The organism is Legionella nagasakiensis, assembly GCF_900639915.1.
GTDB lineage: Bacteria > Pseudomonadota > Gammaproteobacteria > Legionellales > Legionellaceae > Legionella_A > Legionella_A nagasakiensis.
This window is the reverse complement of sequence record NZ_CAAAID010000011.1, coordinates 81,780-103,486: the sequence shown is the minus strand read 5'-3', so window position 1 is coordinate 103,486 and position 21,707 is coordinate 81,780. Positions and strand designations below refer to the sequence as shown.

The following is a 21,707-nucleotide window of genomic DNA, read 5'->3' as shown; positions in this document are numbered from 1 at the left end:
ACTCTTCTTACATACGAGGATTTCTTGCGTACGCTCTTACTTTGACAATGACTACAACGGGCTAATCGGTTATAGCTTACATCTAATATTAATGGTTGATATCCGCTCACTTTTACTATGGAAAATCCAGGTAAATTTAGGATAAGATTGTACTTCGGCACTTTAATCTCCTTTTGATCGCTAAATCAAGGACTTAGTTTATACTAACTCGATTAAAGTGCCCCCTTAATTGGTGTAGAGCCTATTTATTTTCGTTTGGATTTGTTAATTCAGCTAGTTTTGGAATGAGTTCTGAGACCTCAACATTTAGCGCAAAAGCAATTTGTATTAAATTTTGAATTGAAATATTTTGCTCGCCACGCTCAACTCGCCCCATGTAGGTACGTCCCATACCAGCAGCATCCGCAATACCCTCTTGCGAATAACCTTTAGATATTCGTAGCTCTCTGATTTTAGAGCCAATTTTTATTAAATTAGGGTGCTTATCTTTCATTTAGAAAGTTAAAACGATCGCGCCCTATAAGTTCCACACCTAATAGGTGGCATTAATTATAACTTTACTGTATAATTGTTAACCTAATTAAGAACAAGGCAAAAAATAACAATCGAAAATGAATTTCTTATAAAAATCATGCCTTTAAAAACTAAGGAATATTATGAAGAAGTTACATTTTTTAATTTTTTGTCTTATTAGTTTTTCTATACCAGCAATTGCTAAAAAAACCTCAGAGGGACAGACTATTTTAAGCTGTCCTAAAGAAATACAGTGTATGATTAATGGAAAAGTTAATACATGTTATGTATCTGATGATCCATATAAAGTTTGGGCTACGGGATTGCTCACAAATTACGGTCGAATAGTCAAAGGAATCTATAAATTTAAAAAAAGTTTCTCACCATTTTATGAACATGGTCATATGGTAAAATTAGATAGCATCAAAAGTATGAGCACAGATATATATGACACATGCCAATACAGTAACACTGATACTCAAGGAGTAGAACGCTTAATAGGATTAAGTCCGGGATATAATTATCATTTTGAGCCATTTTTAAATACTCTTAATCAATGGAGTATTTTCGGTACTTATAATGATGGTGATGATAGCTATGAAAGTGACTGTTTGTCCGATAATCCTCTGCTATGCCCCTTAGTTGAAAATCCAGAAATTGGTTATTTATCAGAAAAAAACAAATATGGTTATTTTAAAATTTACCATAATGAAAATAATCCAAATTATTGGAGCTCACTAGTAACATACAACCAATTGTTATCAACCTGTGGTGCGACAACCAAATGCAAAATTGATGTTGCAACAAGTACAGAACAATGTGGTGGTTCATGTATGGATAAGATAAATATTGGAACTGTAACTGTTGATATATCTAAGCCTGATTTTGTAAAAATAGTTAATGTCAATACATTATCTTCATCTGATTGTACTCTCAAGAAAAAAGAACCATTTAATACTATTTATTGTGAACCCAAGAAAAAATAAATAACCAAGCTGTAATGTTGTATGTATCAAAAACTGAAATCTAGGGTCTGAGGAGCTATTAGTTACTATCACCAAATAATAGCTTCTCAATTACAGAAAAACTGGGGGAATTGTCATTTTTTGAGGTGCCATATACTTTTGGCACAAGTTTCGATGCCAACCATTTACGAGTGTCAATTCGCAGCCGCGAACGTGCTATTAACTCATTATTACAAATAACATTTCCTTGCTCATTTTTTATTCTATCTCGTGATGTATCATCAGCAATTTCTAATATTTCATCAATGAGGGTTTCAATCTGACACCGTTTAGCTTGCGCGTATTGGTCGGAAAATTCAGGATAATTTTTTAACCATGTAAAGATAGTATCTTTATTTGGCCAATGAGGATTTTCTTCACATAGCTTTTTTATTCCCTTACTAGAAGAAGCAACTGTATCGCAAATTTCTCTAGTTAGCTCCAGAGTATAAAATGATGGTCTCCCCTTCTGTTTACTTGTTTGATTTATTATTTTCGCGCTCATAGTTTTTCTCCAAAAAATAAAAAACCCGAAATCAGTACTGACATAACCGACAGAACTATGCGTGTCAGTTTTGTCGGTTCGATGTGTAATGGTCTTCTCTATTTTTAACTACAATTTCGCACTTAATTATTCCAATGATAAACAATTTTAGGTCGTCCATTGGTATCTGCTGAACTTATCGTTTCTATATGAAGATAACTGTAATCAAGTAGCCAAGTTAAAGATTCATTAACTACATCAACAGAATCCAGCCCTGACCAACCTTTTCGCTGTATGTCACGTATAGAAAATGGATTGGGTAACTTAGCCTTACGATCCAGAATCAATTTTGCTCCATCAAGACTGAAGTTGGTTGCAATGCTGTACAGTCTATTAGCATGGCTAAGTAAATATTTTGTCCAGTTTAAGGCTCGAATAGTTGCTGTAATTCCAACAATATCACGCCCTCCATCAATGATTTCAAAAAGCAATGCTAATCCAGCAATAGTTTGAGGCATTTTAAGCATATGGCTTTCAAGGGCTGGGTGAATCTCAGATCTGCGCGCAGCATCTTGAATTTCTTTCATCCAAGTAATGAATAATTGTTGTGCTTCATTGGTAAATCGGAAAAGGCACGGTTCGCCATCAATAGAGTTAAAATTGAGGTTGTATAGAGTTTGAAAAACGGCGTTATATTTTGCCTTTGCCTGTTGGTTTGGTGCGCGGTCGATCCATTCCCAACTACCTATATCATCTGGCCATACAGCTAGTTGAAAGCGTTGAATCAAGCCATCATCGGCCGTTCCCCTCATCGCATCACGAACAAGCGTTGCTATTTTACTCGGTTGAATTCCCCCAATAATTGAGAGAGTACAATTTTGTATTACAATTGTGCCTCGACCAATGCGGTCATATGAGTAGTACCCATTACCATCAAAACACTCAAGGTAAAACGCACGGTCGGTTTGATATTCTTCCTTATTTAATTTAGCTAGCCAGCCTGACAGTTCATCACGAACGAGTATCAAACCGTTTGGATTTTCTTTTAATAATTCACCTAATTTTTCTATTGTGGCATCGTTGACCACCAATCGTTTACGAAATGGCAAAATAACGTCTTCTGATATTTTCAACGCTTCTCGGGCTGCCTCTCTATCATCTCTTTTTAATGCAGTCTTCGCTTTGGTTTTTGCCGCAGCTTTTTCCAATTCGATTAATTGACATTCTTCTTCATAGGCTTTCATATCCTCTTCAAACTGTTTAGCAGCATCAATATCAAACTGCCTTAATGGGCGAAGAGCCTCTTTCATACTTGGACTCTTCATAGCAGAAGGACGACCGATTATTGCTCCCTACTGATTAGGCGTTACAGCCCAGTCATCAAGTTGTTTAGGACATATCAATGCTTTCCTGCCTAAAAGCCCTGACAGGCCAACAATCGCTGCCACTGCTACAAAATCTGGCAAGCTTTGCTGGCGATTTGCCACATCGTAAATATAATCTCTAATAGCGTCAGGGAGCATTTGAGCTTGGAATGGTAAAACAGATGGCCTTGCCTCTGGTAATGGCTTAGGTGGAATATTAACCGATTTCTGTTTTGCTGATGTTTTATTGTATTCATCTATTGTTCTGCCATCGGGTGCTGTCGTTACTTGCGCAGCTTTAATAAGGGCATCTTTTTGTGATAACCCTTCCCTAATACACATTAAATCAAAAGCATCATGCCAATAGCCATTGTTGAATTGATCGCTATGATGACTAAAAAACTTATTATCCCTAACTGTTATACCAGCAATACCAGAAGAAGAATCTGGCGACAGCCATTTTTCATGTGTGCTAGTAACAAGCTTTTGCTTATAGCCATATTGACTCAAAAGCTCTGTTAGTCGGTATTGCTCATTAAAAGCCTGTATCGGTGAAGTTTTGCCTCCTGTCCATTGCTGATTTCGTAATTGATTATGGCTGGTTGGCGGCAAGTTTTTTGGTTCAATAACTTGAATAGGAAAACCATCAAGATGCTCAAAATACAAAGGTGGCGCATAACAATCCATTGGTTTTCTTGGATAATACCAGCCCTGAGCAAACACATTATTTTCTTTGGCATAAGCTAATAAATGCCCGCTAATATTTTGATTTAGCAATAAAATCAATTGTTCAACGGTAGGTGCTAATTGCGCTCTGCTGTAGGATTTTCCAGTTGCAAGAATAATTCTGTATCGATTTCCCTTCCCGCCCGCATAATGAGAGTGTGAACCATAAAGGACATGCCCTATTTCCATGCTTTTTAATGTGTTATGAACGACTAATGGATCTGGAGCACCCTCAAATTCACAACCTTGCGCATCAATGTGTTTATCGCAATCAAGTATTATCAAATTAGCCAAGCTATGTGTGTTAGCGTCATTGCGTGGCATACATTTAGCATTTTCTGTATTCAGTGTTGTTCTTAAAAAATGGCTGCCGTCCTTATGTCCATTAGGTAATTGTTTAAGCTGCTCCAGAAATTCCTTCCCACCAATATTTTGAAATTGATCGGTAACAGCAATACCTGCCTGCGTTGACGCGACTTTAGTATTTTCTAAAATTGAGATAAAATTCTTCATGTTAAATCCTTAATAAACGGGGGCGCTCACCCCCTATAAATCCCGGTTTCATTGATTAACGCTTTCTTCTTGGTCGAGCAGAGCGTTAATCTCTGTTGAAACTTCACCTAACTTAAATGGCAATTCGCACCAAAAACTCCATAAAACTGGAAACTCAGCCAATCGAGTTAAAAAGCGAAGAAATTCATCAACCAGTTTTTCCTGCCGTTCACGTTCAACCGCCGCACGCATCTCATCTCTTTGTTGCGCTCTAAGGATGGGATCTTTATAGCGAGCAATTTCTTTACGCGATATAAAGTAATCACATGTTCCATCTGGGTTCTTCCTGCTTTGTACAGGTATAAATCGCTGATTACGCAGGTATGACGCATATGAATGCAATGAGTCATTGGTATCAGCAATGCCCATGTCACCCAGTTTCTTCCTATGAAGAACACCACCATTTAATAAAGCTTGTAGGCATTTTGTGGCTTTTGTTTTTGTATCATTCGTCATGATTTGTCTCCGGTACATTTTCATTAATCCATTGTTGTATGCTTGAGGCATTCCAAACCAAAACAGAGCTATGTAGTTTTGATGGCTTAGGGAATTTCCCTTTGTTCCACCAGCGTCTCAGCGTTAGGCGACTTCGGCCTGTAATCTGTTCAAGCTCATTGATGTAAATCAATTGCCGTTCTTGGGGATTAGTCATTACATCCCCCCGGTTGGCAGTTGGCTTCAATCCGACAATGGGCAAGGTAATTATCCAAATCGGATTTGAGGTATATGAATCTGCGCTTACTAATTCGATAGCAAGGCAAGGGGATTAGGGTACGGTTATGCCACTCCCATAGCATTTTAGGATTAACACCAAGATAGGCTGCGGCTTCATTTGTATCGAATCGTTTGTCCATTGTTTACCTCCGTTTGATCGTTTAAATCGGACAGAGGTAGAATAATGGCGCTCAAAACCTTTGTGTGATGGATTCCAAATGGAATCCACTAAGTGGTGAATCTTCTTGTGGTTTAAAGTATTTCTAAAAGCGTTTTTTATCTAAGGGCAATTCATAGCGGTATGCTAAAAACAGTTTTTTAAAAGTGTGCCTAAAAGTGTCATATGTTAGAGATATTTCCTCACCGTATTCATCAATAAACTTTATGTAAGCCTCGACTTTTTTTGCAACTACCGTTATACACTCTATTATTTCGCAACCATTAGCTTTCAAGGAATTTGATAGATCTTGAAAGCATGTCCATCCCAATGCTCTTTTTTCACTATCATTAAGGATTTTATTTTTATCCGGCAAATGCTTGGGCAATATGGTTTGAACCACTGCAACATTAACAGCAGTATCAATGTATTTTTTTGGTAAGTCCTCTGGTAATGTGGCCTGTTGATGTTGTGGGCTAGTTGTAGCATCAAGATATTTCTCTTCAATCCATAATCGGGCTTGCTCTGGTAGTAAACTGACAGACAATAGTTTAAAGGTCTGATCCCTACGCATATCTACATCATCGGTATATTTAAATTTATTTTCAGGACGATGTATTTCCTCATCCAATATATTCCACATTTCACTGTGAATACTGAGCACTTCCGAGCCAATAGTTAAATCTGAAAAATTTACTTTAATTCTTGCCTCGTATCCCTTTAAACATATCGCAATAACAAATGCCAAGTTATATGAGTTGATTGTCTCTAGCTTTATTAACTTATCAAGATCAATACGTAAGGGTTTTTCAACACATATATCTCGCAGCAATTGCATTATCTGCTCAGTTCTCACTACTTTGTTGTGTTGAATATTCCAAGGCATCATTGGTAATTGCATCTCTTCCCATATTTTTCTTTGTTCCGCAGATATTGATGAGGGCGTAGCCGGTAGCCCAATTGGAATATAGTTTTCTTCTGTATCTGCTTTCTTAGCACCAGATGCGGTAATTACACCAATGAGAGTCGTATTAAAATTGTCCTGTTCTGTGTCAAAATTCATTATGTAGGTTGGAATCGCTTTACTATTGTAGTCATAAGTTATTTCCCAAGTAACGCCCATAAATTGGTGGATCGCTGTTAACCTCACGTCATAAGGCAAAGATTTAAACTCATCTTTTTCAGCATGCTCTGCTGCGTCTCTTTCAATTTTTTTTAAGAAGCAGTTGTGAAGTACATCAACTCGTTTTCTTAGCAATGGGTCTGTCCAAGGAATTGCAACATATTGATAAGGTTTTTCTAAAATAGCGATCATCCATGCTAAATCTCTTATGCTAAGAGACTGCAGTTTTATTATTTCAGGAATATTCATTGTGCGCTGATCAGGTGCGCATTGTTGTAAGCAAGAACCTATTTTCTTGTGGTAATCTGTTTGGGATTCGTTGATTATAGTCATTACTACTCCATCAAAGTAATATCATCATAGAGGTGTGCCAAGCAAAGGGATGATGATGCCCTTGTTCTCCCCGTCGGGATAGCTTGGCCTGGAGAATTATACAGGAAGAATTTAAGATAACATCATGGTTTTCCCTTCTTTTTGCCAGTGCTTTTTTTAATTGATTCTATTTGCTTAAATTCTTTTTCAGCTTCAATAAAATCTTCTTCAACTTGGGTTGGTTTACTAAGTATTTTCTGGCGAAACTTCTCATATTCCGCGTGTACTTTTTTTAATGCTGCTTCATGGCTCACCTTACCCGCATGTGTAAGTAGTTCACGATCAGAGATTTTAAGAAAATCATCCAGCTTTTTAATCCAATCCTTCATTGTCATAGGTTTATGGCTCAAAGCTTGCATTTCTGCGAATTCTAAATACATCGTTACAATACGATTTAAAATATCCAGCTCTTGTTCGGTGAGGTAATTTTTTGCAATTTCTACTTCGTTTTTACGGATGGTTACACCTACCCAATTAGTCATGCCCATATTAGGTTTATCAGCATCAGCACGTTGATGAATGATTTCTGCCGCTGTGTGGCCATGTGCTGCCCAGTGCATTTTATTTTGTATGACTTTAAAAAATGATTTGGAGGTTTCGGCATTGCTGTCGTAATCAATGCTGGTCGCATAAATATCTAACACTTTGCGCCAGAATACTTTTTCAGACGAGCGTATGTCACGAATACGGGCAAGTAATTCATCAAAGTAATTACCTCCACCAGCGTTTTTCAGGCGTTCGTCATCCATAGTAAAGCCTTTAATGATATACTCTCGCAAACGTTGCGTTGCCCATATGCGAAATTGCGTGCCACGTAACGATTTCACTCGATAACCTACAGAAATAATGACGTCAAGATTGTAATAATTGGTGGGTTTAGTAGAAAATTCGGAATTTCCGAATTTTCTCATTACATCACTTTCTATTAGCTCGCCTTCAGAAAATATATTTTTAATATGCTCATTAATTGTCGATTTTGACTTATTAAAAAGCTCAGACATTTGCTCTTGAGTAAGCCATACACTTTCATCTTGCATTCTGGTTTCAATGCGAATAGTACCGTCAGTTGTTTGATAGAGTAAAAATTGCGTGTCGGCTGGTTGGATTGGTTGATTCATTTTCACCCTTATTATAATTTTTATTTTGTTGTTCAAAGGGTAGGGGCAATTTGCCCCCACCCTTTAATCATTCATTCTGTGACAATTTGTCACATATTAAGTTTTCGCACCTAAGAACACTTGCTTAATGTAATTGGTATTACATTGTCTTGTAATAAACTCTCAAGATATTCACTCCATCTGGTTAAAGCTTCTTTTCGTTGAGGCAACATTTCATTTCTATTATAAGTTGCCATGATTTTAGGCATTTTATGTCCTAGACATTTTTCAATAACTACGGGGTCAACATGAAGGGATTCGCCAAGCTGAGTACAAAAGCTCCGCCTTAAATCATGCGCAGTCCAATGAGGAATGCCTATTCTTTCCTGAATCCGATTGATAGCTCTTGATAAAGCTTTAGGACTAAGAGGTTCAACTTGATTAGCTGAAAGTATAAAGTCCGATTGTGAAGCTGATTTAAGAGCTTTAAACATTGCTTTTACTGGTTCAGTTAAATGAACACGCATGATTTCATTCTGTTTGGTATGTTCTTTGGGAATCGTCCAGAGGCTATTTTCAAAATCAATTTCTGACCAAGTTGCTATTCTAAGCTCACCAGATCTTATGCCTGTATGTAGGATGATCTTAATAGCTAATTTAGTTTGAAGAGACATGCGATTTTTACTGTTATTTAAAAATAGCAGTAACTCTCTTATCTCATTTATTGTTAGATAACGATCTCGTGGCTTTTCAATACCACCTATATCACGAGCTTGTAATAATACAGCAGGATTTTCTGCCATAGCTCCACGTCGCACACCATAGCTAAATGCTTGTTTAAGTGCTGCTAGAACTTTATTAGCATGTATTGGCGCACCTCGTTTTACTATTTTATCCAAGGCTTTTGTGACTATAGCAGGGGAGAGCTTGGTTAATTCGATATCCCCTAATAAAGGAATAATATCAGCATCGATAAGCTGTTTAATTTGTTGGGGTTGTTTACGTACTTTTTCAATATAACCTTTGTACCATGAAAGTACGAGCTTACTTACAGTATTCCTTTGTGTCTCTTTTTGATTGGCAATAATTTCCTTGGGATTTTTACCATCACGTCTTAATTGGCTTAATTCAATAAACTCTTTTTTAGCATTAGCCAAGCTCATTGCTGGATAATGCCCAAGAGTTATTTTGTCAGTTTTGTCAGCTATCTTATAACGGTAAATCCAACTTTTAATTCCATTGGGGGTGACACGAATACCAAAGCCACCACCTTCATACTCTTCATATCGTGTGGCACGTGGCTTCATTCCCTTAATGTATGTATCAGTAAAATTACCCATTAAAGCCTCTTTAATTTTCAGGTTACACTTTGGGGTACACTTAAAATTGTTCTCAGATGAGATCACTTGTGATCAGTTGAATGTGATGATATGGTTAAAACATAGATATATCAAGGAATAAAGGATTTTTTTGATCTAGGTTGAAATTACTTGATATAGTAAGTAGAAAGCATGGGGTGCTAGGGGTCGCAGGTTCAAATCCTGCCGTCCCGACCAATAAAACCCCTTTGAAATCAGTATGTTGCATCTCTTTAGTTAAACCCCTTAAAAATAAAAAATTCTGGGCTCTTTCCCATTTAAGGGGGCAGCCAAAATAGGAACAATTTATGGAGCCTAATCGTACTTTAAGCGATGAAATCATCCAACATCTCATAATACAAGAGCGTCGTCTTTTAGATAGAAATGAATCTCCTGAAATTTTGCAGAACCTCATTGATAGTGAGTTTCTAGAGATTGGCAGCAGTTCAAATTGCTATAACAAAGCTGATGTGGTTCAATGGAAGATCAATCTATACGTTCTGGGACCGATTTTTTAGCAAGGTTACTTGCAAATCATTTGGTTCTATTAACCTACACAAGCCACATACAAAACGCTCCTAGTGCACCTATCAAAAAAGCATTGCGCAGTTCTATTTGGCGCAAACAAGACGATATCTGGCAGATGGTTTTTCATCAAGGTACGCCAATAGCTGATAAATAGAGCGAGGATTAAACATGTTACCGAAAAATGCCTCTTTGTGCCATGTGGCTCTCGCTGTGCATAAGATGGATGAGTGCGAAGAATTTTATAACATGCTGGGTATGAAAACGGAATTTAAAACACAAGATTACGTTTATTTATCAGGGTATGGTGATAATATCTCTTTACATCGCGTTGAGGACTCGTTTTCAGGCGCTCAACGTCTAGAACATATTGGATTTGCGTTAGACTCCATCTCATCCGTCAATGTGCTTTATGCAAAAAATGAAATCTACAAAAATTACGGTTTCTTTATCCACCAAAAACTTTTGGAATGGGTGCTCATTTATTTAGTGTCAGCGATCCAGATGGAATCGAGGTAGAATTTACCTATCATCCACTGATGTGGGAAAGACATGACGACTAAAATTGTAACCGAGATAACTATTTATGAATCAATTTAACGCTAAAATTAAAACAAGCTATGACAACATCGCCGATACGTGGTTTGAGAAAAGAGAGTGGTATATAGAACAACCTTCAGTCGATGAGCTCATTGCACATTTGCATCCTGGTGCAACGATTCTTGATGTTGGTTGTGGTTCTGGCAAGCCCATTGCAGCGTATCTCATTGAAAAAGGCTTTGATGTTTATGGCGTTGATATTTCACCCAAACTTCTGAAATATGCCGAGCGAATTATTCCAAAAGATAAACTCTTTTTAGCGGACATTTGCAATTTTAAAACAGATACTCATTTTGATGCGATTGTTTGCTGGTTTGCACTTTTTCATATTCATGCCAGCAAGCATCTCGAGATGTTGAAAAGATTTCATTCATTTCTTAAACCCAAAGGCATTCTTCTTATAACGTTTGCAGACACCAGTCATGCTGTTGATATGACTCATACCGTCATTGATGAGTACACTATTGAATCAGATATGTTTGGTGAGCGGTTTTATCATAGCGGACATCCTACAAATATTAATTGTGACTTAGTCAAACAGGCCGAATTTGAAATCCTTATGGATAAAATTGATCAACCTGGTAATCAAGTGATTTTGGCAAAAAAGAAATAGGATAGAGACCATGTTAACGATAAGAAAAGCCGAACGCAGTGATTTTCATGGTTGGTCTCTGTTGTATAAAGAATACTTGGACTTTTACAAAACCATGCTCACCGTTGAGCAACTGATAATACTCTGGAACTGGTTTTTTGATGATGAAAAGAAAATGTATTGCTCTATTGCTTTTTCAAAGGACACCCCTGTTGGCTTAGTTCATTTTCGCGAATTTTTAAGGCCTATTAAAGCATCTGTTGGCATTTTTATAGATGATTTATTTGTTGAATCAACCCATCGAGGACAAGGTATTGCACAAAAGCTAATAAAATCCGTTGAAGAATTTGCGCTACAGAAAAATATTCCAGTTGTGCGGTGGATTACGGCCAATGACAATCATGAGGCTATGAAAGTTTATGACAAATTGGCTGTCAAAACAAAGTGGATTACTTACGATATGACTGCTTTATAGTGCCGTTTCTACTCATGAAGGCATGAAATATTTTTTGGAAAATAATGATGTGGAATGAAATACTCAAAAAACTTGATACAAAGCACACGCCCATTATTGCAGCACAAAAATGGGCGCAGTAAGTTCAGAACATTCAATTAGTTAAATGAATTCGCTGCGCTCATGGGTTCCTGGATTTCACGTTGTTTCATCCAGGCTACAATTATAAGTTCAGGCTATCAAATGTAGTCTGGATGGAATCTGGGAGGCTATGAGCGCAGCGAATTCTATTGCTAAAAATTGCTTGCTTGTCTCTGCCCTTTTAGCATTACATTCAAGGTGTTTCCATAGTGGAAATTTTTCCTTCATTTAATCGTTATTGCCGCAAATGTTCTGTTGGGAAAAGTGATTATTTGTCGAACAGTTTCCAAAATGGAGATAGTTGCTTGGATCAGTTGTTTCCATTTTGGAACTAACTGATATCTATCACTATATTTTTTGCTATCAGCTGCCGCTAATTTCAGTTGGTTATATTTTGTAACCAACTCATTTCCTGGTTTCTTTAAGTGGTTCTCGATTGGATTATTACTACATTATTCTGTTGCATATTTTCAATAAGCTCTGACCAGGCATTTAAAGTCTCTTTTCGTTGGGGCAGCATTTCGCCTCGGCTTACAGCGTAATTAAATGCTTGTTTTAGCGTGCTTAAGACTTTGTTGGCATGAACGGGGGGAGCCACGGCCTACAATTTTATCCAGGGCTTGGGTGATTCCCCTCGTTTTTAAGTGTTCCAATTTCTTATTGCCCAATAGGGGAATGATATCCACTTTGATGTGTTGCCAGATTTGCAGTGGTTGAGCGCGGTGTTTTTCAATGTAATTGGTGTACCAATGGAGTATCAGGTTTTTTACGGTGCTTTGGTCTTTCTGTTTTTGTTCTGCAATATGCTCTTTGGGATTTACTTCACCATGGCGTATGTCGCTTAAATCGATAAAACGTTTCTTGGCTTCCGATAAACTCATAGCAGGGTAGTGGCCTATGGTTATGAAATGCCTTTGGCCGTTGATTTTATAACGGTATAGAAATGTTTTTAGCCCTTTGGGGGTGATTCATGAATATTGACGAATGCAGGGAAAAATATGAAAAGGAAGCGAAGTATTGATAAATTTTTATACTATAATAATCAGATAAGTGCCTTAAGGATATCATTTTAAATGTCACAATAGGGGTATATATGAGTAAGAAAGCAAAGTTAAATAAAAACAAATTAAAACGAATAGCTGGCGGTATGGAACCTGGATCAGGTCTGACTCCGCGTGAACAATTTTGGAAAGATAACTCTATATTTAATAAGGATTTGAATTGCAGGGAGATACCATCTCACTTGATGAAACAATACAATGAATTACCTGGGAAATGATAATTTTTAAAGTTCCAATGGAAAATAAACTCGAACGATTAAGCTTGAGTCAGTTATATGCTAATTTTAGTCGGTTATTTTGTAAGCGACTGACTATTTTCTTTAAGCGGGGTTCAAGTCCTTCTGTCCAGACCATAAAAATTCCATTTTAAATCAGTAAGTTGAAAGTTCGTATTTAAACCCCTTAAAAATGGCTCTTTATTATATTAAGGCTACACTTTGATTTAAGATTTATCTTTCATCATTACATAAGCAGGGTGATAGGTAGTACTTTCGCTAATGGCTTGACTTAGTTTGGATGCAACGCAATTTTCTACTTTAAAGCCGATCTTCTCCAAATTTTTTTTTGATAAAAGAAGCATGGTAAGACCAGTAGCAATAACAGCGCCCTGAGCATGAATCATTCTGAAGAAATCTTGAGCATTTTGATGGGCTATTTGATAGGATACAACCTGAATGTTTAAGGGCCCACCTGAGGAAATGACAAGATCAGAATTCCCCACCACTTCATTAATATTGACGCCTATTTTACGAAGTGCTTTTTCTAATAGATCATATTGCTCAGACGTTATATCCTGTGTGGTAGCAATAAAATCTTGCAGCGTTCCTGCAAAAACTACCGCCTTTTCTCCCAGAGATGAGGCCGCTTCTCTGCATTGAGGCACATCAGGCTCAATCAAGATATATTTTAATTCAATATTGGCGCGCCTTGCTTCTTCTATTAACTTAAGAGCGACTCTCCCTTTTCCGCCACCAACATCCACTAAAATGAGATCGTCTCCAGTTCTGCAATGTTTATGAAGGTATTTATTGAATGTGTTCACCGTAATGCTATCAATTCCCTTAGGATCACTATATTGAGCCGTGTATTTACTTTCATTCCAATCCTTTGCCCAAAATGACTTATCATGAGGCCTCGCGCTTAAACGATAAAAGCGTTTTACTTTCTCTTCTACACATTCTAAGGGAAGATTTTTTTTAAGTTTGTCTAGGAGATGGTCAATTTCAGGCATTTTTTTAGAGATAAAATGCATTTTTTTGATTTGGTTGTTTTCGGAATACTCTATAGTAGTAATTGCAAATTGTTGATTTTTTATGAACTTAGTATGAGATTCTTTAATACTGAGGATTTGACGACCCTGGTTATCTCTTAATTGATATTGGCTGATATCCAATGTAATCGTGTGTTCTGCAATTTTATTTTCTCCAATCAATCCTTTAAATTTTTTAAAATTATCTGCATCCATTAGCATTACAAATTTCTCAGTATTAAGCGCATAGTCAATGGCCTGTTCTCTCATCTCAGGAGAAAGAAGAACAGGATTTGAGATAACTACTTCATTATTGAAAGTTAAGCAACCTAGATTATTTATCAACTCTATTAATTCTGATCGTTTCATGACATTGTCTTTGAACTAAGTACTTATGAGTAATTATAGGATATGGAGTTAAAGACAAGGCACCACTCGTTTTCCATCTTGAAGTTTCTAATTTTTAGTGCTCGAATGTAGTAGATTTGATCCTTATCGATCTTCAAAAAAGGGGAAATAATATATGTGTTATGCAGAACGAGGAGAGTGCGACTCTGGGGTATCATCAGATGCGGCTGCTTGAGGAGACAAATCCAATTTCGTCGTGAGATCTTTTTGTGTGCCAAAAACGCCAATCGAAGCGATACCAGCTGCTTTGGTTTCTTCTTCAAGCATCTTTTTGCCGTAGCTAGAAGCTGGAGAGCATGGGCGACTTGGGGCAAATATTCCAATTCCACTGGTACCGCACGCTGGAGAAAGATGGATTAGCTGCTGTAAAATATGTCTGACTCTATTGATTTTTTGTATTGAATAAGGCGGATGTATGCATTCAATAGCATGCGCAATCTCTATTTTATATGGTGTAGTTGCTGTGATGTGCGAATCTTGCTCGAGAGTAGTATATAAAAGTTCTAACGTTGATCTGGCTGCTTTCATTTTGGTTTTTGAATTATGAATCATTTATCTTATTTCGCTATGCGAAAGACGCCGAAGTGTAGCAAACACCAATTTAATTGACCACAATGTTGCCGACAATGAAGACCAACACCTATAGATCTTTCATGAGTCGACTAGGTTTTATACTTAAATGTAGCGGAGAGGAGTCTGCCATAGTTACTTTTTGCAGTGCTGTTGAAGAGAGGCATAAAGTATTCTGAATCATTAAGCCCAAGATTGTCTTCAACCAGTAATGGTTGTGAAGGTCCAGCAGGGGTTCTCAATAGTTGTGGATGATTTTTATACTATACTTTCAATATTGCAAAATGGTTGAATGGACAATTATCACGATGAGAACACAAGAAGCTGCTGCTTTGTTAAACCGCTTTTCTCCAGCTCATGCCAGTATACATGGTCGTCAATACGCTTCCCGCATTGATGCCTTAATGCCTAAACTAACCGATTTTTTTAAAGCCAATAAGGAACTGGTACCATCAGAATATCATCGGGAACTTGATGCTCTTACCGCCCAAGATATAGAGAATTGGCAGCGTGTGGCGATGCTGCGTGCTTCTGGCAGAAATACTGCGACAGGGTTCGTAGACAAAGGCAGTGGTTTTGGCTATAAAGAAGGGGGTAAAGCCAATTGTAAAGCATATCTGGAACAAATGGCGGTTTCCTCCCCTGCTTCGGCAGAAAGACTAGCTAATGCGATTGTAGAGGCAGATAGTGGGAAGCCTAAAAGTTTATTAGGCTGGGTTTTACAACATGCCACTACTCCTGAAACAATGCGCGATCAAAAAAATAAAGATGTGAACATTGGAGATTTACCTGCTTGGAAACAAGCAAAAAGTTCGCCAGTAGCAGGATGGGAAATTAGAGGATTAGCTGCTCCTGATGGAAGATATGCTATTGGAGGAGGAAAATCTGTGGGCTGGAGAGACCCTAAGAATGCGCAAATAATACGAATGCCAGATAGTACTTATGTGCAACAGGTTGAACAGCATTTACAAAGAGGTGAGGTGCCACTAGCTTCTGAGCAAAGTACAATGCTTGATATTTACCTGCGATCTGCTGATGAGATACAAAAGAATCATGTGGCTGATTTAGTATCTATTTATGCAGTGAAGCAGGTCATGCAGAATCTTGCAGTACCAGTTGAAATTCAGATGGTCGACAATAATCGAGCTGATACTCTTGGTCATGATCGCCATGCGATGCGCGTCCAGTTCGCTTCACAAAAAGAAGCAGAAGCGTTTGCTAAAAAGTTGTTTGAGGAACACGGGATTCACAGTCACACGTTTGGTCCGGGTGTAATGAAAACCCCCCAAAATGGGTGCATTTTTTTAACTAAAGATGATTTAGAAAAAATTACTCAGGCCTCTAAAATTTCATATCAACCTGGTTCAGGTGCGCTGGCTTACATGGCTAAAGCAGAAGGGTTTGAAAGAGGTAAAAGGGTAGATAGAGATATGGATAGAAGAGATAAGGATGACGAAGCTTCTTCTCTAATTGTGCGATGAGAAGCGTTTCTTTCAATTCCTAACTATCTAAGCCCCTTAAGAGGTTTGCCCCCATTATTGGATAGACTATGAAACTATTGTTTCGCAAATCTCTTATAATTTTTTTAATTATCCTAACTTTGGTATTGAGTGTCTGTTTCTTTTTCTATTATCGATACCTATCTCAATTTGATTACGATGTTATTAATCTTGAAAATCGTTCGGGTATCCATCTCGTTATGGGGCAACCAGCAATAAAGGTATTCTATGCTACTAATCGCTTGGCAAAAGTTGGGGAGGGCTCTGATCAATCAGCTAGTCAGCTAAGTTATGGAAGTACCTTCGTGAGAATCCCGAAACAGTATTATGTTGGTGGTCATTTTGAAAAAAAATTATTACAAGATAAAAATCTTGATGAAAGCAATTTTTTTCGTCAGCTAAGGCAATCAGTTGCAAACAGTCAATCAAAATTAGTGGTTTTGTGGATTCATGGCTATGCAAATAGCTTTAATAGTACTGCATCTGTACTGGCTCGTGGCGCTTATGATTTGAATACAGAAGCAACTTATCTTTTCTTTTCATGGCCTAGTAAAAACCGATGGTTTGCCTATGACGATGATGCAAATGCGGAAAAGCAAAGTGCACCTTTCTTAGCCAAATTTCTTAACCAATTAAAAAAAGAAGTTCCAAATGGCAAATTAGTGATTATTGCTCATAGTCTTGGCACTAGACTGGTTTGTGATGCTTTTGATAAATTGTACACGCAGGCAAACTGGCGAGACAGTGATGCCGAAATTCAGAATATTATTTTAATAGCGCCGGATATAAATGAAGATGATTTTAATCATCAATTCAAGAATCAAATGTTAGCAATGGTAAAAAAACTTACGGTTTATGTTGCTTCGGATGATGGGGCGCTACTCATTTCACATTTAAAATATGGTACAAAACCTTTAGGTTTACCCGTTCAATTTAACGAAGAAACGCAACTGGAAGAAACGCAGGCTTTGTTGGTATTAATGGATAAAGGCCTTGGAAATCTTGATATTATTGATGCAACTTATATTATTAAGCCTTCCTTTTTTAGCCACAGTTATTATCGCTCACGCGCCATTATTTCAGACATTTATTGGTTGCTTAATCACGAGGCACCTACTGAAAAAAGGCAATTATTTCGCAATAAGTTACGAAAAAACTTGAATTATTGGGTATTGCCTCCTTAGACTTCTGCTTATCACTATCCTGCCAAGTTTATCAGAAGTAAAAAACACTTTCTTGATTTAAAAGTGATACGTCATGGAGTTATCCGCCCTAATGTCAAATTATAGCAGCCAGGATTTTTTTCTGGTTATGTTTAAGCGAGTTTGAATTTTTTATCATCATGATGACTTAATATTTATTTAAGAAATATTTTTTATACTGAAAATTTAAATTGAAATTTTAGTGTATTAATTAAGGTTTATCATGGCTTATACCCTTACCTTGTTAGGTACTGATACGACGTTTTCTCCTGACTGTGCTGAGAATGCGTATGATAGAGCAGAAACTTTAAGTTATATCTCTACCCTCATTAATGATACATCGACCATGCCTACTGATGAGGTGACTCGTTTTAGGAATAAGGATGTCGCGGTAATTGATGGACCCACCACGCTAGGCCAAGAGGTAGGGGATAGAATTACTCGAGGTGTTTTAGCTGTTTTAGAAGCGGTAAGTCGGGGAGAAACAGATATCAGCATCATTGCTCATAGTCGTGGAGCAGTCGAAGCAATATTAGTCGCTCATGAATTAGAACGCATTCAAAATCTTTTAAAAGAGCAAGCTGATTTTAATCCGGAAGTGTGTAATAGCGTATGTAAATATACTAAAGCCGCCATGAATGGAACTCATAAAAGTGCTTTAGAAACATTGAACTGGAGTGAAATAAGTAAACATATTGGTGCTGTAAAATTGTCTATGCTAAACATAGATCCAGTTCCTGGGGGAAATTATGTAGGTGTTACTCATCTTTCGTCGCTGGCTTGGAGAGATCCTCGTTTTTATGAGGTGCCTAAAATTGTTAAAGAATATGAACAATTTGTTTATGAAAATGAGCGTTCTCGTTGTTTCAAGCCTATTGTTCCCAAATGCGTTTCCAAAGAAACTAAATTTAAGCTGCAGAGCTTACCAGGACATCATGGAACTGGCTCGGGAAATCTTTTGGATCAACAAAGAGGGGTAAATCCTACTGCTAAATCAACCGAACATGTACAAGAATTAATGGTGGTTAAGCTGATTGATTTTCTAATGCGTAATGGCGTAAAAATTACTCCAAGACCCCCGGAATCGGATCCTTTTGCTCATTTGATGTCTGATTTATTTAGTGAAGATCTTTCTCTCATGAGTAAGGATGAGCGATTTAAATCAATATATTTTGCGTTATACAATAAGATTATTGAAAATAGAGAAGCTTATCTACATTATAATAAGACCGCTTATCCCGTTCTTGGCCAAGAACAAGCGATTCTCAGATTGATATGGAAAATCATTGATCAACGAATTGTTCATTATCAAGCACACAACGATACTTTTCTAGAGACCATTGTTCCTCCTGTTCCTGGTGGACATTTTCTAAATTATGAGCACGCGCGTATTCATTTAAATCATGAATTAGGTTTAGCAGACAATATACCGCTTAGTGAAACCATTAATACTGCAGTGGCGAGATTGCTGCAAATTTGTAGACATACAAAGCAGTTGAGAGATTTAAAAAAAGTAGAGGATATCGTTTCCCCAGTAACTGAATCAATGATAGGAGATAGGATTGCTCCCACGTTAGAAACGGAAGAAGGATTTGATCTTCTCTTGCAAGGTGTAGGTACTCTGATTGAAGAGGTGAGACAATCTTATTTACAAAATAAACTTACGGACTCCAGTGAGCGAAAAGCTGTATACCATGCAATTCATACATCATTTATTGAGTTTGCAACATTCAATCAAGAGGATCCAACCAATGAATTGGCACAAACGATTTTTGCTACATTTAAATCGAATTTGGAATCCACTCTGACTATCAAGCGCAAGGCATTAAAAGAGCAATACCAAGATCTTGCAAATAACTTGAAAGCAAAACAGTTTCTTATCGATTTACAGGATAAAATTCAGAAAATTGTTGAACATTTAGAAACGAATAAAACCGAAGATAACTCTACGGAAACGGAATTACTAAAAAGCTTAAAAGAGTTCATTGTGAACGCTAAAGAGTATCAGGCGCAGAATTTGCTTCCTTGTCAAATTAAAATATTTTTAGAAGATGAATTTAAAATTCTAAGAGAGCTTGAGGTTTCTGGTGAGTTAGCTATGAATAGCCGGGAATGGGCTTGTTTATTAATGGTTGAAGCATTGGATAATAACTTTACCCATTCAGTACGGAATATTATTAAAGAGGTAATTGCATCTTGCAATGAGCTGGATAAATTTAGAAAAGCACTTCCTGATTTTAAAGCGCTTGATCCTTCGCTTGATTATGAACAATGGGAAAGTGAACTGGAAGAATATAGATCTCGAATCGTTTATTTAGCCGCTCAATACATTGTCCAATATGAAATACCTTTGGAGAGTATTCAACCTTTATTCGGAGAATATGAGGCTCTTTATAAACAAATCGAAGGGTTTGCTATAGGGTTAGGCGCAGTTAATCCTTTAACTCGAACGATTGAGAAGCAACTTGAATTGATTGGCGAGTTAACTTCTACCAGAGAAGAACAAGCAGAGTTAATCAGGCATTTAACGGCCGATAAAGAAAAACAAGCAGAGTTAATCAGGCAGTTAACGGCCGATAAAGAAGAACAAGCAGAGTTAATCAGGCAGTTAACGGCTGACAAAGAAGAACAAGCAGAGTTAATCAGGCAGTTAACGGCTGACAAAGAAGAACAAGCAGAGTTAATCAGGCATTTAACGGCCGATAAAGAAAAACAAGCAGAGTTAATCAGGCAGTTAACGGCTGACAAAGAAGAACAAGCAGAGTTAATCAGGCAGTTAACGGCCGATAAAGAAGAACAAGCAGAGTTAATCAGGCAGTTAACGGCTGACAAAGAAGAACAAGCAGAGTTAATCAGGCAGTTAACGGCTGACAAAGAAGAACAAGCAGAGTTAATCAGGCAGTTAACGGCCGATAAAGAAGAACAAGCAGAGTTAATCAGGCAGTTAACGGCTGACAAAGAAGAACAAGCAGCATTAATCAAACAATTAGCTTCTGAAAAATCAGAGCAGGTCGCCTTAGTTAAACAACTGGTTGGCGAAACAGACAAGCAAACCCAGTTAATTGAGAAATTATCCTCTACTAAGCAAGAACAAGTTGAATTGATCGGAGAGTTATCTCAAGTAAAAGAACGGCTTGCAGATGAAAATGATATGCTTCGTCAGCGAGTAGCTGTGCTCATGGAGCGATTAGAAGATTTACAAGCTCAACACAGTGCATCATCTACTGATTTTAATGATGACATTGAATATCAATTTCAAGTCATTGTTAAAGCCAAACTAACTCCTTTAACTAAAAATTATTTATTGCATTTAGCTAAAGAGATAAGAAAACAAGTGGCTCCAGAGCTGGATATAAAAGATTTTCCTAATCTTGTTAACCATGTGCAAAAAATTGTGGAGTGGCCTGAAGATCAATCCTCTCAACTTTTGAAACAAAAATTTGAAGCAGTAAGCGGGCTATATGACCTATTAGGCTCAAAAAACAAGCCAAGTGAAAAAGTTCAACAATTTTATCAACAATTAAATGAATCAGACCAACTAATCCAGGCTCATCGTGATCCAGCATGGAAAAGGTATATGACGAATGCATTAATTGTGCTAAGCATTTTAACTATTATTCCTGGCTTGGTAATTTTTGCTGTCTCTAGTCATTCACCTAAGTTTTGGCAGTCTTCTGGACAGACTTTCTTTCAAAATTGTGCTAAAGAACTTGAAAAAAATGCACCAGGTTCAGAAGAGTGCCTAAGATTCTGTAAATAAAAATTTAATCCATGGTTGTTCACCAACCAGCAAATTACTTTTCTGAAGCCCATTTGCAGATAAGTGTTCCCATAATGATTCTGTACTTTTGATAAAAATTTGGTGTTTCATAATCTACCGTTCATATGAGCCTAATTTAGACAAATTTATTCATTAAGGATAAAATGTTGTCGGTTTAATTA

22 protein-coding genes and 1 pseudogene are annotated in these 21,707 nt (G+C 37.2%); 9 read left to right on the top strand and 14 right to left on the bottom strand.

All coding sequences use genetic code 11. The annotated features are described in order from the left end of the window. Together E1O52_RS13485 and E1O52_RS09865 are read right to left on the bottom strand one after the other, a co-directional pair. A pseudogene (locus tag E1O52_RS13485) lies at positions 1 to 161 on the bottom strand (ISL3 family transposase); the annotation flags it as partial. A gap of 80 nt (positions 162 to 241) precedes the next feature. Beyond that, entirely contained in the window at positions 242 to 493 is a 252-nt protein-coding gene (locus E1O52_RS09865) for a helix-turn-helix domain-containing protein (RefSeq protein WP_133128540.1), read from the bottom strand. A gap of 163 nt (positions 494 to 656) precedes the next feature. Here E1O52_RS09865 and E1O52_RS09860 point away from each other — a divergent pair, with 163 nt between their 5' ends. Beyond that, positions 657 to 1,499: a hypothetical protein gene (locus E1O52_RS09860; protein WP_133128539.1), complete on the top strand. Its 843-nt coding sequence runs from the start codon at positions 657 to 659 to the stop codon at positions 1,497 to 1,499. Between the two features lie 58 nt (positions 1,500 to 1,557). On the opposite strand, the gene E1O52_RS09855 is transcribed toward E1O52_RS09860, so the two are convergent. From E1O52_RS09855 to E1O52_RS09815, 9 genes are all read right to left on the bottom strand, one after another. Then, entirely contained in the window at positions 1,558 to 2,022 is a 465-nt protein-coding gene (locus E1O52_RS09855; protein ID WP_133128538.1) for a terminase small subunit-like protein, read from the bottom strand. Between the two features lie 122 nt (positions 2,023 to 2,144). Then, positions 2,145 to 3,344 (bottom strand): YfjI family protein, encoded by a 1,200-nt coding sequence (locus E1O52_RS09850; protein ID WP_278043956.1) that lies wholly within the window; start codon positions 3,342 to 3,344, stop codon positions 2,145 to 2,147. 9 nt (positions 3,345 to 3,353) lie between these two features. After that, on the bottom strand, positions 3,354 to 4,604 hold the full coding sequence (locus E1O52_RS09845) for a hypothetical protein (protein ID WP_133128536.1): 1,251 nt from the start codon (positions 4,602 to 4,604) through the stop codon (positions 3,354 to 3,356). A 48-nt stretch (positions 4,605 to 4,652) separates the two neighbouring features. After that, positions 4,653 to 5,099 carry a hypothetical protein gene (locus E1O52_RS09840; RefSeq protein ID WP_133128535.1) on the bottom strand — a complete coding sequence of 149 codons (447 nt, stop codon included), beginning with the start codon at positions 5,097 to 5,099 and terminating at the stop codon, positions 4,653 to 4,655. Beyond that, complete coding sequence (locus E1O52_RS09835) at positions 5,089 to 5,295, bottom strand: helix-turn-helix transcriptional regulator (RefSeq protein WP_133128534.1); 207 nt, start codon at positions 5,293 to 5,295, stop codon at positions 5,089 to 5,091. Before E1O52_RS09835 ends, E1O52_RS09840 begins: the two co-directional genes overlap by 11 nt. After that, positions 5,288 to 5,497 carry a helix-turn-helix transcriptional regulator gene (locus E1O52_RS09830; RefSeq protein WP_133128533.1) on the bottom strand — a complete coding sequence of 70 codons (210 nt, stop codon included), beginning with the start codon at positions 5,495 to 5,497 and terminating at the stop codon, positions 5,288 to 5,290. Before E1O52_RS09830 ends, E1O52_RS09835 begins: the two co-directional genes overlap by 8 nt. A 123-nt stretch (positions 5,498 to 5,620) precedes the next feature. Continuing rightward, positions 5,621 to 6,970: a hypothetical protein gene (locus E1O52_RS09825; RefSeq protein ID WP_133128532.1), complete on the bottom strand. Its 1,350-nt coding sequence runs from the start codon at positions 6,968 to 6,970 to the stop codon at positions 5,621 to 5,623. A 122-nt stretch (positions 6,971 to 7,092) separates the two neighbouring features. Continuing rightward, the gene (gene rhuM / locus E1O52_RS09820) at positions 7,093 to 8,163 is read right to left on the bottom strand and encodes a virulence RhuM family protein (RefSeq protein WP_207384199.1); all 1,071 of its coding nucleotides are present in this window, start codon (positions 8,161 to 8,163) and stop codon (positions 7,093 to 7,095) included. A 74-nt stretch (positions 8,164 to 8,237) separates the two neighbouring features. Continuing rightward, the gene (locus E1O52_RS09815) at positions 8,238 to 9,446 is read right to left on the bottom strand and encodes a tyrosine-type recombinase/integrase (RefSeq protein ID WP_133128531.1); all 1,209 of its coding nucleotides are present in this window, start codon (positions 9,444 to 9,446) and stop codon (positions 8,238 to 8,240) included. Positions 9,447 to 9,772: 326 nt separating this feature from the next. Between E1O52_RS09815 and E1O52_RS09810 the strand changes: the two genes are divergently transcribed. From E1O52_RS09810 to E1O52_RS09795, 4 genes are all read left to right on the top strand, one after another. Continuing rightward, positions 9,773 to 9,982, top strand: coding sequence for a hypothetical protein (locus E1O52_RS09810; RefSeq protein ID WP_133128530.1), 210 nt, complete (start codon positions 9,773 to 9,775; stop codon positions 9,980 to 9,982). A gap of 178 nt (positions 9,983 to 10,160) precedes the next feature. Beyond that, the gene (locus E1O52_RS09805) at positions 10,161 to 10,508 is read left to right on the top strand and encodes a VOC family protein (protein WP_133128529.1); all 348 of its coding nucleotides are present in this window, start codon (positions 10,161 to 10,163) and stop codon (positions 10,506 to 10,508) included. Positions 10,509 to 10,575: 67 nt separating this feature from the next. Further along, positions 10,576 to 11,202 (top strand): class I SAM-dependent methyltransferase, encoded by a 627-nt coding sequence (locus E1O52_RS09800; protein ID WP_133128528.1) that lies wholly within the window; start codon positions 10,576 to 10,578, stop codon positions 11,200 to 11,202. Between the two features lie 10 nt (positions 11,203 to 11,212). Continuing rightward, on the top strand, positions 11,213 to 11,656 hold the full coding sequence (locus E1O52_RS09795) for a GNAT family N-acetyltransferase (RefSeq protein WP_133128527.1): 444 nt from the start codon (positions 11,213 to 11,215) through the stop codon (positions 11,654 to 11,656). 662 nt (positions 11,657 to 12,318) lie between these two features. On the opposite strand, the gene E1O52_RS09790 is transcribed toward E1O52_RS09795, so the two are convergent. Further along, positions 12,319 to 12,681, bottom strand: coding sequence for an integrase (locus tag E1O52_RS09790; RefSeq protein ID WP_242602223.1), 363 nt, complete (start codon positions 12,679 to 12,681; stop codon positions 12,319 to 12,321). A 188-nt stretch (positions 12,682 to 12,869) separates the two neighbouring features. Here E1O52_RS09790 and E1O52_RS09785 point away from each other — a divergent pair, with 188 nt between their 5' ends. Next, complete coding sequence (locus E1O52_RS09785; RefSeq protein WP_133128526.1) at positions 12,870 to 13,055, top strand: hypothetical protein; 186 nt, start codon at positions 12,870 to 12,872, stop codon at positions 13,053 to 13,055. 224 nt (positions 13,056 to 13,279) lie between these two features. Here E1O52_RS09785 and E1O52_RS09780 read toward each other — a convergent pair whose 3' ends face one another. Next, a complete protein-coding gene (locus E1O52_RS09780) occupies positions 13,280 to 14,455 on the bottom strand; it encodes a hypothetical protein (protein ID WP_133128525.1) in 1,176 nt (391 codons plus the stop codon). A gap of 159 nt (positions 14,456 to 14,614) precedes the next feature. Then, a complete protein-coding gene (locus E1O52_RS09775; protein ID WP_133128524.1) occupies positions 14,615 to 15,046 on the bottom strand; it encodes a hypothetical protein in 432 nt (143 codons plus the stop codon). 263 nt (positions 15,047 to 15,309) lie between these two features. Between E1O52_RS09775 and E1O52_RS09770 the strand changes: the two genes are divergently transcribed. The 3 genes from E1O52_RS09770 (at position 15,310) to E1O52_RS09760 (ending at position 21,525) form a co-directional block, all read left to right on the top strand. Next, on the top strand, positions 15,310 to 16,545 hold the full coding sequence (locus tag E1O52_RS09770) for a hypothetical protein (RefSeq protein ID WP_133128523.1): 1,236 nt from the start codon (positions 15,310 to 15,312) through the stop codon (positions 16,543 to 16,545). 323 nt (positions 16,546 to 16,868) lie between these two features. Then, on the top strand, positions 16,869 to 17,747 hold the full coding sequence (locus E1O52_RS09765; protein WP_165474775.1) for an alpha/beta hydrolase: 879 nt from the start codon (positions 16,869 to 16,871) through the stop codon (positions 17,745 to 17,747). Positions 17,748 to 17,988: 241 nt separating this feature from the next. Continuing rightward, complete coding sequence (locus tag E1O52_RS09760) at positions 17,989 to 21,525, top strand: CCDC158 family protein (protein WP_133128521.1); 3,537 nt, start codon at positions 17,989 to 17,991, stop codon at positions 21,523 to 21,525. Positions 21,526 to 21,707: the final 182 nt, after the last annotated feature.